We start from the raw sequence: 13,477 nt of genomic DNA, 5'->3' as shown, positions 1-13,477 counted from the left end.
GCACGCGGCGGGCTACAGCAGCTCGCGCAACTCCTCCATCTGCTGAGAAAGCACCATCGACACACCACCGCGCATCGACACCCCGTACAAGGTCTCCGCAATCTGCATCGTGCGCTTCTGATGCGTCACCACAATCAGCTGCGAACGCTCCCCCAACTCACCAATTACCTGCAGCAGGCGCGAGAGGTTGCGGTCATCCAGCGCCGCCTCAACCTCATCGAGGGCGTAGAACGGCGACGGGCGAGACATATAAATCGCAATCAACAGCGCCAGCGAAGCGAGCGAACGCTCACCTCCGGAAAGCAGCGACAGGCGCTTAACCTTCTTACCCGCCGGGCGCGCGTGAATCTCCACACCCGAATTCAGCGGATCGGACGGGTCGTCCAGCTCAAGGTGGCCCTCGCCTCCCGGGAACAGGGTCTCAAAGATGCGGCGGTAGTGGGTGTTAATGTCCTCCATTGCGGCGGTGAACACCTCCGCAATGTGACTGCTAACCTCGTCCATGACCGTGTTCAGGTCGCGGCGGGTCGCCTTCAAATCCTCAATCTGCTGGTTCAGGTAGGCGTGGCGTTCAGACAGCGCCTCGTACTCCTCCAGCGCCAGCGGGTTAATGGCGCCCAGCGCCTCCAATTCGGCGCGGGTTGCCTTGAGGCGAGCGCGCACGCTCTCGGTGGAGGCTTCGGTAGTCTCTGATGCCGTTTCGGTAGCAGTATTTTCGGAAGCGGTGTTTTCGGAAGCCTCATCTGCGGGCACGTCAACCGGCAGCTGTTCGGAGTATTCCTCCTCCAGCTGCTCCAGGGTCAAACCGGTCACCAGGCGGGCACGCTCAGCCAGCGCCTGCACACGCTCCTGCACGCGTGCCGCCTCCGTCTGGGTGCGCGCCAGCAGGGTCAGCGCCGCCGCGTGCGCCGCCTGCAAATCCTGCACCTCATCATTTGTGCTGGTCAAGCCCTCCTGGGCGTTCTTCAGGGCGCCGCTCAGCTCGTGCAGCTGCTGCTCACCCTCGCCCACCTGCTCGGCAAGCACCTCACCCAAACGCTGGGCGCGGCGCTCAATTGTCGCCGCGGGAGCCTGCTCCCCCGTGCCCGCCAGGTAGGAATCCTCGCGGGTGCGCGCCGACTCGTAGGCGGTGCGCGCTTCGGCTACGGACTCCTCCGCGGCGGTGAGGCGCTCGTTCAGGCGGGCGCGCTCATTCTGAATGTTCTGCGCGGAGGCTTCCAGGGACTCCGCCTGGGCGCGGGCGCGGGCATGCTCGGCGCTCGCCACGCCCGCTGCCTTCGCTGCCTCGCGTTCTGCTTCGACCGCCGATTCTGCCGCGGTCTGAGCCTGCTGAACGGTCTGTTCGGCTTCGTCCAGTTCGGCGCGGGTGAGGGTCACGACCTGGGAGGCGGCGCGGTATGCGGCGGCAAGTTCCAGGGGGCTGGCACCCTCAGCCGGGTAGAGCAGGCTGTAGCGGGTGTGCTCGGTGCCTGCGGGGTCAAAAATACGCCACATAGTGCGCTGACCTGCGAGGGTACTCTCTGCGAGCAGGTGCAGGGCTTGCTCTGCGGCGGCGGCATCCGGCGCGAACAGCACACCCGCCAGGCGCTCACCCAGCGCCGCGGTGACGCGCGCCAGGGCGTGCTCGTCGATGCCGGCGAGCGCGGCGGCGTCCTCGCTGAGCGGTTCAATCATCTCGGTGGCGGGGCGGATACCCAGCTCGCGCAGCTCGGTGGCACAGGATTCGGGCAGGGTGGTTTTGGGCAGTTCTGTTGAAAGTTCCTTCGCGGCAGATTCGCTGCTTTCATCACCCTTATCACCGCGTAGCTGCGACACCTCGGCGCCCTCAACCGGCACGCTCAACGCCGCGGTCGCCAGCGAGGTCAGCGCCGCAGACGCCGCGCGCGCATACTCGGGGTCAATCTGCACGGCGTCCAGCACGCGCAGCAGGCTCGCGCTCTCGCTCGAAGGCTCCACGAGCTCACCGGTCTCGGGGTCGAACACCGCCTCGGCAGATTCAGTGTCCAGTTCGGCGGATGCTTCACCCAGGCTCTGGCCCAGCGCCTCACGCAGGGTTGCGGCACGCTCAGCCGCCGCCGCGTAGGCGCGGGTCGCCTCCACCGCAGCGGCGCGGGCGGCATCCAGCTGGGCCTGCGCGCGGGCACGAGACTGCGCCGCCTCACCCGAGGCGCGCTCAGTCTGCGCCACCTCGGACGCCGCCTTCTCAACGTTCTTCAGCGCCGCATCGTAGCGCTCCTCAAAGCTGGCGTAGCTTTCCACCGCGCGCTCTGCCTCTTCGCGGCGTTCCTCCAGCAGTTCCAGGGCGCGTTCGTATCCGGCGCGGGCGGCGGCGGTCGCCTCGGTCAGTTCCACGCGGTAGGTGCGCACGCGCTCAGCGGCGATGGACTGCACGGTGCGCACGCGCGCGGCGGACTCGCGCAGGGTCGACACGGCCTTCTGACAGGCGGTGACCTCCGCGTTCAGGCGGTTCTGCTCCTGCTGATGCTTCGCGGATGCTGCACGTGCCGCCTCCAACTGTTCTTTCAGGGTTTCGGCGCGGCGGGTGCCTTCCGCCTCGGAGGCGAGAGCCTGCGCCTGCTCAGCCTGCAGAACACCCAGCTGACGAGCCAAAAGCACCGCCTCCAGCTGGCGGATGCGCGCCTGCAGCTGGCGTGCAGTCGCGGCGGATTCTGCCTGCTCGCTCAGCGGCTGCAGCTGCGAATCCAGCTCGGCAACCAGGTCGCTCAGGCGGGTAACGTTCGATGCCACAGATTCCAGCTTGCGGCTGGTCTTCTCCTGGCGGCGGCGGTACTTGACCACGCCCGCCGCCTGCTCGATCATGTCGCGGCGCTGCTGCGCGGTGGCGTGCAGGACCGCATCCAGCTGACCCTGGCCGACGAGCACGTGCATCTGCTGACCCAGACCCGCCTCCGAGAGCAGGTCCTGAATGTCGGCAAGGCGCGCCGGGGAACCGTTAATCTCGTACTCGCTGCCGCCGGAGCGGAACATGGTGCGCGAAATCTGCACCCGATCAGCGGGAATGCTGAGGGTGCCGTCAGAATTATCGAAAGTCAGGGTGACTTTGGCGCGGCCCAGGGGTGCACGCTGGGCGCCGTCGCCCGAACCCGCTTCGCCGGAGCCCGCGAAGATAACGTCCTTCATGCTGCCGCCGCGCAGGCTCTTAGCGCCCTGCTCGCCCATAACCCAGGCGAGCGCATCCAGCACATTGGACTTGCCGGAGCCGTTGGGGCCGACCACCGCATTAATGCCGGGGGTGAACTCAAAAGTGGTTGCGGAGGCGAAAGACTTGAACCCGCGCAGGGTCAGAGACATCAGGTGCACAAGGGGCCTTTCTGCAGAAGAACTGGTGTGTGCCGGGCACGTTCTGTGGTACGTGGCGGCATCCCTCTAGTGTACGCGGTGCGGCGGGCGGGCGGCGTGAACGTGCACGGGGTGAAGGGGGTTCAAAGTTCCTCATTCTGCATCATCTTACGCGCGGGGTGAACGGGCGCGTTCATATTGGGTCTACGGATACGGGTTCGCCCGGTCAGTGCGGTAGATTGGAATGAGCATCACGAATTCTGCGGGGCCGCTGTTCGCATCCCCGCGTTTTTCTATGTATCCCACTGACTTCTATTTTCAAGGGCCACACCATTGATGAATGCATCCGCCGATAAGGTCGGCACGAACTCTGACATTCGCCACGCTAATGCAGCTCTGCTGTCTATTACCCATGAGCTGCCTCCGGAGGTCGTCACGAGCGACTACTTCGATGAGCAGCTGGCCCAAACCTATAAGCGTCTGCGCATGCCGAAGGGCCTGCTGGAGCGCCTTGCCGGTATTAGCACTCGCCGCGGTTGGGCTGAGGGCCAGACCTTCGAGGACGGCGTTGTTGCCGCAGCCGAGAAGGCTATCGAGCAGGCGGGTATTGACCGCTCCCAGATTGGCCTGCTGATTAACGCTTCGGTGACTCGCGATAACTTTGAGCCCGCCGTTTCGGTGGGTGTGCACGACCGTCTGGACCTGCCGCGTCACGCCCTGAACTTCGATATTACGAACGCCTGCCTGGGCTTTGTGAACGCGATGACTGTCGCCTCCACCATGATTGATGCGGGCGCTATCGACTACGCCCTGATTGTCGCTGGCGAGGACCCCTCCCCGTGGCACCGTACCGCGGTGCGCATCCTGAACAACCCCGATTCGACCCGCGAGGATGTGCTGGCTCAGTTCGCGACCCTGACCCTCGGTTCGGGTGCGGCAGCGGCTGTGATTGGTCGCGCTGACCGCCACCCGGAAGGCCACCGCATCGTCGGTTCGGTGTCCCGCGCGGGCACTGAGCACCGCAACCTGTGCATCGGTGGCGAGGCGGATCAGGGCATGAACACTGACGCCGAGGGCCTGCTCAAGCACGGCCTGGAGCTGGTGGCGCAGGCGTGGGAGCAGGCGCATCAGGACGGCTGGGAGTGGAACGATATGACCTCCTACGTGACCCATCAGATTTCTAACGCCCACACAAACGCCATTATTGAGGCGGTCGGTATTGAGCGTGAGCGCATCCCCATGACCTTCCCGAAGTGGGGCAATGTGGCTGCGGCGGCTCTGCCGATGACTCTCGCCGAGTGCGCGCCGACCTACAAGGAGGGCGACCGTATTCTGTGCATGGGTGTGGGTTCTGGCCTGAACACTGCCCTGCTTGAGATTCAGTGGTAACCCGTTAGCCAGCAACCTTTAGCCGGTAACCCGTTAGCTTTTGCGGTAGACATTCACCGATTCGATCCGGAAGGATTCCCCCAGCATGCGCCATTTGAACTTCCCTAAGGCTCAGCCCCCGTATAACCCGGAGGAATGGGCGGGCGTGAACCCGCGCTACTCCCACCTTCTGGAGGTGCCCACCTCCGCCCCCATTGAGCAGCGGGCGCAGCAGGCTGGCGCGCGCCGTTGGCACTACCTGGATAACCTTCCGGTGCTGGTCGAGCAGGGTTTGGAGCCGATTGGCACGATTCTGTGCGTGCACGGTAACCCGACCTGGTCGTACCTGTGGCGTACCGTGCTGGATGCGGGCGTGAATGAGCGCGCCCCGTGGCGTGTGGTTGCGGTTGATCAGATTGATATGGGCTATTCGGAGCGCACTCACCTGGATTTGGAGGGTGAGCGCCGCAGCCTGGAGGACCGTATCGCTGACCTGGGTGATTTCACGAAGGCGCTCGGTCTGGATGAGACCGACAAGCCGGTCGTGACCCTCGCTCACGACTGGGGTGGCCTGGTGTCCTTCGGTTGGGCGCTGGAGCATCGTGAGATTCTTTCGGGCGTGATGCTGACGAACACCGCGGTCTACCATGACGGCATTGAGAATATCCCTGCCGCCCTGCGCCTGGCGTTGGGTGTGCACGAGTGGGGTACTCACGATTCGACCGCATTTATTGATGTGACCTTGGGTTTGGCTCAGAATGAGGGTCGCCTGCCCGCGCCGGGTTCTGCCGGTGCCGGGGCGCTTGATGGTGCCCTGCCGCAGCCGGTGGGTCAGCAGCCCAAGCGCCTGTACCCGAGCCCTCTGAACGAGGCGATTTACCGTACGTACCGTGCGCCGTACGCTCATTCGGCGTGGCGTGAGGGTGTGCGTAATTTTGTGGGCGATATTCCGACCGGCGCCGACGTTCCCTCCTATGCGCCCATGCAGCGTATTGCCGAGCAGATTCGCGGTCTGGATGTGCCCGCGTTCTTCCAGTGGGGTACGAAGGACCCGGTGTTCCAGCGCCGCTACCTGTTCGACCTGATGGAGCGCATGCCGCAGGCGAAGGTGCACCGCTACGAGAAGGCGTCGCACCTGGTCATCGAGGATTACGATATTGCCTCCCCCATGATTTCGTGGCTTGCGCAGACCTTCGGCACAAGGGAGGATGGCGCTCTGGTGCCCCCGCACAACGTTGAGGCGGAGCATCGTGCCGCCCGCGCGCGCCGCCACAGTCTGACTACCGGCGAGGGCGCTACCGCTGAGGGCGCTGTTCCCGCGGCGTTCCGCCCCATGCTCGCAGCCCTCACCGAACGCGCCGATGACGCCTCCACCGCCGTGGTGGACATGGACCCCAAGGGCGACGGCACCTCCGTGTCTGTAACCCTGACCTGGGCTGAGCTGAACCAGCAGGTCAACGCCGCCGCGACCCGCCTGCACGCCCTGGGTGTGCGTCCGGGCGACCGCGTGAACCTGATGGTGCCTCCAGGTGCCCGCCTGACCACCCTGATTTACGCCTGCATGAAGCTGGGCGCTGTCATTGTGGTGGCTGATACCGGCCTGGGTATTCCGGGTCTGACTCGCGCATTGAAGGGCGCTAACCCGAGCTTCCTGGTGGGTATTCCCGCCGCGCTCAGTGCCGCCCGTACCCTGCTGTGGCCGGGTGTGCGTATTTCTGTGGAGCCGCTGGGTTCGGTGCAGGAGAAGCTGTTGGGCGTTGCCGGTTCGGTGTTTACCGCGCCCGCCGCTGACGGTACTCCGGGTGCGCCGGTGCCCACCCCGACCGTGGTGGAGTTCCCCTCCCCCGTGCCGGATGCTGATGCGGCGGTGCTGTACACCTCCGGTTCGACCGGCCCGGCTAAGGGTGTGGTGTACACGCAGCGTCAGCTGGCGGGTATGCGCGATGCCATTGCTAATACGTACGGTTTTGCGCCCGGTAGCGGCCTGGTGGCTGGCTTCGCGCCGTTTGCGCTGTTGGGCCCGGCGCTGGGTGCTACCAGTGTGACCCCGACGATGGATGTGACCCGCCCGAAGACCCTGACGGCTTCTGCTCTGGCGTCGGCTGCGGCGGCTATTGATGCGACGGTTGTGTTTGCTTCTCCTGCCGCCCTGGTGAATGTGGTGGCGACCGCCGATGAGCTGAACGCTGAGCAGCGTGCGGCGTTGGCTAAGGTTCAGACCGTGCTGAGTGCTGGCGCGCCGATTCCCGTGCCGCTGCTGGAGGCGCTCTCCGCCCTGGTGCCGAACGCCTCCCTGCACACCCCGTACGGCATGACCGAGGGTCTGCCGGTGACCGATGTGTCTTTCGAGATGATTCGCCAGGCGATTGCTGAGGGCACCCCGAATGCTGCCGGTGAGGTGCTTGACCCGTTCGCCCGTGACGGCGTGTGCGTTGGTTTCGCGGTGTACGGTGCGGCGGTGGCTATTGCGCCGCTGCTGCAGGACGGTTCGGTGGCGGATGAGCTAACCCATGAGCCGGGTGTGACCGGTGAGATTCTGGTGTCGGCGCCGCATGTGAAGGACCGCTACGACACCCTGTGGGTGACTGAGGAGCAGTCCATTAGCACCCCGGGTTGGCATCATACCGGTGACGTCGGACACTTGGACGCTTCGGGTCGCCTGTGGGTTGAGGGTCGCCTCGCGCACGTGCTGCTGACTTCGCAGGGCGTACTGACCCCGGTTGCGGCTGAGCAGTCCGCCGAGTCCCTGCCCGAGGTGCGCCGCGCCGCCCTGGTGGCGGTGGGTCCTGCCGGTACTGCGGCACCGGTGCTGGTCATTGAGGCGTCCGCGAATACTGCCGCGTTGGAGGCGCGCCAGTCGGCATCGGGTCTCAAGCGTGCCCTGCTCGATCGCGTGCCCGGCGCTCGCCGCTTCCCCATTGCGGAGGGCGTGGCGCCCTTCGAGCTCTCGCAGCTGGTGCGTCAGAAGGTTGCCGAAGATACCGGCGTGGAGCTTGCCGCGGTGCTGGTGGTGCACGAGCATCCGACCGATATTCGCCACAATTCGAAGATTGACCGCCCCGCCCTGGGTGAGTGGGCGTCGAAGGTCCTTGCGGGGGCGTAAGCACCTGCCGGATCCCTAAGTCTAAGGAGTATGATGTCCCCTCATTCTTCGCGTGAGTCCTCTTCCCACGAGCCCGCACCCCGCCAGTCTGCGTCCCGCCCGTCTGGGTCCCGCCTGTCAACTTCGCATGCGGTGACTTCCCCGACGGCGCGGTTCCGCAAGCCTGCGCAGCCTTTGGCGGCACGCTACACCGACCCCGCCCCGCGTTCGCTGCGCCCGATTGAGGAGCCCGATTTCGCGCCGCGTATTGGCGAGCGCATCCTCTTTACCGGTGCGAGCGGCCTGCTGGGTCGTGAGAGCGTTCTGGCGTTGCTGCGTGCAGGCTATGATGTGCGCGTTTTTCAGCGTGGTGATTCGGGCATTGCGGCGCTTCTGCCCGATTCGATTCGCCCGCGTTTTGAGCAGGTGCGCGGCGATATTACGAACGCGCAGGCTGTGGATCTGGCGATGACCGGCGTGAACGGCGTGGTGCATGCCGCGGCGAAGGTTTCGGTCAGCGGCGAGTGGGCTGACTATGAGCGCATCAACATTGAGGGCACCCGCACCCTGTTGCAGGCGGCGCTGAACCACTCGGTGGGTTCGTTCCTGTACATTTCGTCGCCGTCGGTGGCTCATGCCGGTGCGGCGATTGTGGGTGATGGTGCCGGCGTGGCGTCCCCGGAGCATGCGCGCGGTAACTATGCGCGTTCGAAGGCTGCCGCTGAGCTTTTGGCGCTGGAGGCGAACGGCGCTGCCCTGCCCGGTGGCGGGGTTTTGCGCGTGGGTGCGTTGCGTCCTCACCTGATGTGGGGTCCGGGCGATACCCAGCTGGTCGAGCGTATTCTGGAGCGTTCCGCCGCGGGCCGTCTGCCGCTGCTCTCTGGCGGTACGGGCCTGATTGACACGCTCTACATTGATAACGCCGCGGATGCCGTGGTGCGCGGCTATCAGCGCCTCGACGCTTTTGCGGGCCGGGCGCTGGTGGTGACGAACGGTCAGCCGCGCACTATCGCTGAACTACTGGGTGGTTTCTGTGAGGCGGTGGGCGCTCCCGCCCCGCGTTTCTCGGTTCCGGCGAAGGTTGCGGCTCTGGCGGGTAAGGTCATTGAGCGCGTCTGGGAGCGTCTGCCGAAGAACGTAACCGCCGGTGATGAGCCGCCGATGACGGAGTTCCTCGCCGAGCAGCTGTCGACCGCGCACTGGTTTGATCAGCGCCGCACTCGCGAGCTTCTGCAGTGGGAGCCCGCCGTGTCGATTGAGGAGGGTTACGAGCGTCTGGGCCTGTTCTACGGGGATAGGTACAGCCGCTAAGTCGCTTCTTTTTGGGTCGGTTCCCCCAGCCCCTTTCTCAACCCAGCTTTAAACGAATGACGGCGTAGCTACATCCCCCGTACGGGAGGAACGTAGCTACGCCGTCATTCGCATATCTAGCGTGAGCTTGTACCTATCGTAAGCCTTCACCTAGCATGAGCCTTTATCTAGCGAGAACGCGGCGCCCGCTGGCAGTGCGGGCAACGGTAGGACGAACGGTTCTGGAACGGTTCGCGCACCATCAGGGTTGTGCGGCCCGCCTCCGCGCAACGGTGGCAAGGCTCCCCGGCCCGGCCGTAGGCGTTCAGCGAGCGCTCAAAGTAGCCCGACTCGCCCAGCACGTTCACGTACAGGGCGTCGAAGCTTGTGCCGCCCGCCGCCAGGGACTCGCGCAGCACCTGCGTGACCGCCTCCAGCAGTTCGCGGGTTTGGGCGGCGCTGAGGGTGCGTGCGGGCTTCGCGTAGTGCAGCCGCGCACGCCACAGCGCCTCGTCGGCGTAGATATTGCCCACGCCGGAGATGACCGACTGGTCCAGCAGCACCTTCTTAATGCCGCTGGAGGTGCGCAGGAACTTTCGGCGCACCGCCGCGGGGTCGAAGAATTCGTCCAGCGGGTCGCGGGCAATGTGCTTGACCGCTTCAGGTACCAGAAAACGCTCCGGTACTTCACCCGGCGCTACTTTATTCGTTGCAACCGCTGCGGGTACGTCCGGTACCAGCGGGCTGAGGAACATGCCGCCGAAGATGCGCTGGTCCACGAAGAGCAACCGCTGCCCGGTGCTCTCCCGACTGGTGCTCGCCGCGCCACGGGTAGCTCCCGCCGGTCCTAGCTCGAGCGCCACGCGCAGGTGCCGCGGCTGTTCGTCAAAGGCCGCGCGAGCCTCCGCATCATTACCCGAGTCACCATCCAATTCATTGCCAGATTCGCTGCCCGGCTCATCGCGGACGAGCAGCTGACCGCTCATGCCCAGATGCACCACGAGCGCCTCGTCGGCAAGCGTGCCGTCCGCCTCGCTCAGGGTCAGCCACAGATACTTGCCGCGGCGGTAGGCGCCGCGCAGCGCCCTTCCGGTGAGTGCCGCCTCAAAGTGGGCGGGACCGGGCAGGTGTCTACGTAGCGAACGGGCATCGACCACGCGCACCGCCTGCACGGGCCGACCCAACGAATGGTCGGCTAGACCTGCGCGAACGGTTTCCACCTCGGGCAGTTCGGGCATGGTTCCCTCCAATCAGCGGGGCTACAGAATCAAGAGCCCGCAGAGCTAACAGGCCTGCAGGATGCTTGAATGAGCCTAAATCAGAACGCGGTACGCCTGCTCAGCGGCAAGGCGCTCCGCCTCCTTCTTGCTCGGACCCACACCGGTACCGGCCTGCTGGTTCGCCACAATAGCAACCGCAGTGTACACGCGCGCGTGGTCGGGGCCCTCGCCGGTCACCTCGTAGCGCACGTCTCCCCAACCGCGGGCGGTGGCGAGGTTCAGCAGCTCGGTCTTCCAGTCGCGTCCAGAGTTCAGGACCTTCTCATCATCGAGCAGCGGGGCAATCAGGCGCAGCACCAGGTCACGAGCCGCCTCGCGACCGCACTCCAGGTAGGTCAGGCCGAAGATTGCCTCCATGGTGTCGGCAAGGATCGAGTCCTTATCGGCGCCGCCGGTGTGAATCTCGCCCTTACCGAGCAGGATGTACCGGCCCAGATCCAGGTCGCGTGCCACCTTCGCCAACGCCACCGTAGACACCACCACGTGGTGCAGCTTCACGAGCTCGCCCTCGGGCAGGTCGGGGTAGCGTCGGTACACTTCTTCAGCGATCGCCAGGGAAAGCACCGAATCGCCCAGGAACTCCAGGCGCTCGTTATGCTCCACTCCGGGGTTCTCGAAGGCGTAGGAGCGGTGGGTTAGGGATAGCAAAAACGTCTCGGCGTCGATATCGACTCCGAGACGTTTACGCAATTCCCTAGTATCAACACTAGGAAATTCAGTCATAAGGATTCACCGCTTCTTAGGCGTCTGCAACCTTACGGCCCTTGTACTCCAGGAACAGGGCGTTGCCTGCAGCGTCGGTTACAACCTTTGCCTGGTGGGGCAGGCTGTAGGTCACGCGACCGTTTTCAACGGTCTTAACCAGCTGGGGCACGGATGCCTTCCACTGGGAACGGCGTGCGCGGGTGTTAGCGCGGGACATCTTGCGCTTGGGAACAGCCACAGCTATCTCACAATCTCTAGTAACAACAATTTAGTTTTCGGTATCTGCACCGAGCAGGCCCTGTAGGGCCGACCAGCGCGGATCCAACACCTCGTGATGATGCCCGGGGTCATCCTCCAGGCGCGCACCGCAATCGGCGCACAGACCCTGGCAGGTGTCCCTACAAACAGGCTGGAACGGCAGTTGAAGGATTACTGCGTCCCGCAGAGCCGGTTCAAGGTCGATGGAATCATCCTCAACGGCGTACTGCTCATCTACTTCGTCTTCGGGGCCGCCAGCCGGGGCCTTCTCAAAGACGAAAAGCTCTTGAATATTGGCCGACATCTCGTAATCAATCGGATCCAAGCAGAGGCTACACTCGCCGTGTACATCCACAACGACGGAGCCGGTTACTAGGATACCATCAACAACAGACTCCATACGAATATCGAGGTCAATATCCGAACCCTCTTCCACGCCGATGAGCGTGTTACCCAGGTCTGCCGGTGCGGGCAGAACCTCAGTGAGAGTTTCCATGGTGCCGGGGCGGTGAATCAGGTTAGTGACCGATACCACCAGCGGCGATGCGTCTGCACGTGAAATGGCGTTTCTCCTTACGAAATGTATAAACCAAAGTCCCATTTTAGGGGTCATTCGCACCGTTAATCAAGATTAAGCGCCTTTTAAATCTCTTTAAGTGGCGCTCACCTCTTAAATATCCCCTTAAGGAGGCGCCGCGCGGCATTTAATCGGCCGGTCGGGGCTACTACTGGGGGATTTTAAGTGCCCGGCCGGTGGTGCAAGTTATTCTACCGGAGCCCTGCCGGTGGGCATGTCGGGCGTGTCGGGTGGGTGCACACATGGGTTGCCCGGGGTGCCCGGGTTGATGAGGCGTTTTCCTAGGCGCTCTTCAGGGCGCGGGCAACCGCCTCCGGCACGAAGGGAGTCACGTCACCCCCCAGCGACGCCACCTCACGAATAATCGTGGACGACACCGCACCGTAGCGGTCCTCACCGGCCAAGAACACCGTCTCAACCTGCGCCAGGTGACGGTTCATGCTCGCCATCGGAGCCTCATAGCTATAGTCCGTCGCAGAACGCAGACCCTTCACCAGCACCTTCGCACCACGCTCCGCCGCGTACTCGGCAAGCAGCACGCCTGGCGGAATCGGCTCCACGCTCACGCCCTCAATGCCGAGCTCCTGCAGGGATTCACGCACCAGCTGCACGCGCTCCTCCAGGGAGAAACGGTACTTCTTGGAGTTATTGTGCGCCACGCCCACGATCACCTCGTCAAAGAGCTGAGCGGCGCGGGCAATGATTTCCAGGTGGCCGTGGTGCACGGGGTCAAAAGATCCGGGGCAGAGGGCAATCATGGCGGTCCCTTCACGAATAAATATCAGAGGTTGGAATGGCTGGGGGCGGGTGGGTTAGAGGGGTTGAGCTCGCGGGGGATGCGCGAGCGCAGGGTTGCGCGAGCGCGGGCTTAGGCTGCGAGCTCTTCAGCGTCCTCGCCGGGCTCAGTATTCTCGCCGGACTCGTCGCCCGCCTGCTCCTCCGCCTCGTCAGGCTCCACGTAGTAGAGCACCGTCTCGCCGTGCTGACGGGTCGAAAAACAGTACAGGCCCTCGCCCCACACCGGCTCCGCATCGCGCGAAGAACGCTCCACCACGACCACGGCACCCTCGGCAAGCTTGGGGGTGAGCGCCTCCAGCAGCTCGCTGACCTGCTCGTTCGGCATGGCGTAGGGCGGGTCAACAAACACCAGGTCCCACGGACCGGAGGCGGATTTTACGTAGGTCAGCGCCTGAGACTGCTGCACGCGCGCCGCAGAACCGGTAGCGCCAGAAGAACCAGAGCCGGTGCGCCCCATCGCCTTCTCCACCGCGGCAACGTTCTTGCGAATCACCGCAACAGCCTTCGGGTAGGTGTCCAGCAGAGTCACGGAGGCCGCACCGCGCGAGAGCGCCTCGCAGCCGAGCGCGCCCGAGCCGCCAAAGGCGTCCAGCACGCGAGCGCCACGAATAATGTCGTAGCTCTCCAGCTTGGAGAAGAGGGATTCCTTCACCCGGTCGGTGGTGGGGCGAGTATTATCCCCCGGAACCGAGGCAAGGCGAACGCCTCCGGCGGCACCGGAAATAATACGGCTCATAGGGTCTCTCCTCTTAACTAGTGCGGTGTGTTGAAGTCACGGTTTCAGTCGGTGGCGGGCAAGGCAGATTGGTGGGCACAACT

The 13,477-nt window shown here is 64.4% G+C and carries 10 protein-coding genes; 3 read left to right on the top strand and 7 right to left on the bottom strand.

The window, feature by feature from the left end; all coding sequences use genetic code 11:
• Positions 1-12: 12 nt before the first annotated feature.
• On the bottom strand, positions 13-3,312 hold the full coding sequence (locus HMPREF2919_RS04075; protein ID WP_083309892.1) for a chromosome segregation SMC family protein: 3,300 nt from the start codon (positions 3,310-3,312) through the stop codon (positions 13-15).
• Positions 3,313-3,636: 324 nt separating this feature from the next.
• Here HMPREF2919_RS04075 and HMPREF2919_RS04070 point away from each other — a divergent pair, with 324 nt between their 5' ends.
• The 3 genes from HMPREF2919_RS04070 (at position 3,637) to HMPREF2919_RS04060 (ending at position 9,061) form a co-directional block, all read left to right on the top strand.
• Entirely contained in the window at positions 3,637-4,689 is a 1,053-nt protein-coding gene (locus tag HMPREF2919_RS04070; RefSeq protein WP_049342102.1) for a 3-oxoacyl-ACP synthase III, read from the top strand.
• Between the two features lie 85 nt (positions 4,690-4,774).
• Positions 4,775-7,771 (top strand): alpha/beta fold hydrolase, encoded by a 2,997-nt coding sequence (locus HMPREF2919_RS04065; RefSeq protein WP_070666359.1) that lies wholly within the window; start codon positions 4,775-4,777, stop codon positions 7,769-7,771.
• 33 nt (positions 7,772-7,804) lie between these two features.
• Positions 7,805-9,061: an NAD-dependent epimerase/dehydratase family protein gene (locus tag HMPREF2919_RS04060; protein ID WP_070666356.1), complete on the top strand. Its 1,257-nt coding sequence runs from the start codon at positions 7,805-7,807 to the stop codon at positions 9,059-9,061.
• A gap of 167 nt (positions 9,062-9,228) precedes the next feature.
• Here HMPREF2919_RS04060 and mutM read toward each other — a convergent pair whose 3' ends face one another.
• The 6 genes from mutM to rsmD all read right to left on the bottom strand — a co-directional run bounded on the left by mutM (position 9,229) and on the right by rsmD (position 13,394).
• Positions 9,229-10,278, bottom strand: coding sequence for a bifunctional DNA-formamidopyrimidine glycosylase/DNA-(apurinic or apyrimidinic site) lyase (gene mutM / locus HMPREF2919_RS04055; protein ID WP_070666353.1), 1,050 nt, complete (start codon positions 10,276-10,278; stop codon positions 9,229-9,231).
• Between the two features lie 75 nt (positions 10,279-10,353).
• Positions 10,354-11,043: a ribonuclease III gene (rnc, locus tag HMPREF2919_RS04050; RefSeq protein WP_049349058.1), complete on the bottom strand. Its 690-nt coding sequence runs from the start codon at positions 11,041-11,043 to the stop codon at positions 10,354-10,356.
• 16 nt (positions 11,044-11,059) lie between these two features.
• Positions 11,060-11,263 carry a 50S ribosomal protein L32 gene (rpmF, locus tag HMPREF2919_RS04045; protein ID WP_005505656.1) on the bottom strand — a complete coding sequence of 68 codons (204 nt, stop codon included), beginning with the start codon at positions 11,261-11,263 and terminating at the stop codon, positions 11,060-11,062.
• A 30-nt stretch (positions 11,264-11,293) separates the two neighbouring features.
• Entirely contained in the window at positions 11,294-11,902 is a 609-nt protein-coding gene (locus tag HMPREF2919_RS04040) for a YceD family protein (protein WP_012903341.1), read from the bottom strand.
• Between the two features lie 239 nt (positions 11,903-12,141).
• Positions 12,142-12,618: a pantetheine-phosphate adenylyltransferase gene (gene coaD / locus HMPREF2919_RS04035; protein WP_049349056.1), complete on the bottom strand. Its 477-nt coding sequence runs from the start codon at positions 12,616-12,618 to the stop codon at positions 12,142-12,144.
• A 110-nt stretch (positions 12,619-12,728) separates the two neighbouring features.
• Positions 12,729-13,394, bottom strand: coding sequence for a 16S rRNA (guanine(966)-N(2))-methyltransferase RsmD (gene rsmD, locus HMPREF2919_RS04030; RefSeq protein ID WP_049349054.1), 666 nt, complete (start codon positions 13,392-13,394; stop codon positions 12,729-12,731).
• Between the last annotated feature and the right edge of the window lie 83 nt (positions 13,395-13,477).

The sequence above is a fragment of the Rothia sp. HMSC068E02 genome (assembly GCF_001813565.1).
GTDB lineage: Bacteria > Actinomycetota > Actinomycetes > Actinomycetales > Micrococcaceae > Rothia.
This window is presented reverse-complemented; position numbering and strand designations above follow the sequence as displayed.

Bases quoted from the DNA above. Each gene is read 5' to 3' on its own strand.
- HMPREF2919_RS04075 (WP_083309892.1), bottom strand. From the start codon at position 3,312: ATGTCTCTGACCCTGCGCGGGTTCAAGTCTTTCGCCTCCGCAACCACT.
- HMPREF2919_RS04070 (WP_049342102.1), top strand. From the start codon at position 3,637: ATGAATGCATCCGCCGATAAGGTCGGCACGAACTCTGACATTCGCCAC.
- HMPREF2919_RS04065 (WP_070666359.1), top strand. From the start codon at position 4,775: ATGCGCCATTTGAACTTCCCTAAGGCTCAGCCCCCGTATAACCCGGAG.
- HMPREF2919_RS04060 (WP_070666356.1), top strand. From the start codon at position 7,805: ATGTCCCCTCATTCTTCGCGTGAGTCCTCTTCCCACGAGCCCGCACCC.
- mutM (WP_070666353.1), bottom strand. From the start codon at position 10,278: ATGCCCGAACTGCCCGAGGTGGAAACCGTTCGCGCAGGTCTAGCCGAC.
- rnc (WP_049349058.1), bottom strand. From the start codon at position 11,043: ATGACTGAATTTCCTAGTGTTGATACTAGGGAATTGCGTAAACGTCTC.
- coaD (WP_049349056.1), bottom strand. From the start codon at position 12,618: ATGATTGCCCTCTGCCCCGGATCTTTTGACCCCGTGCACCACGGCCAC.
- rsmD (WP_049349054.1), bottom strand. From the start codon at position 13,394: ATGAGCCGTATTATTTCCGGTGCCGCCGGAGGCGTTCGCCTTGCCTCG.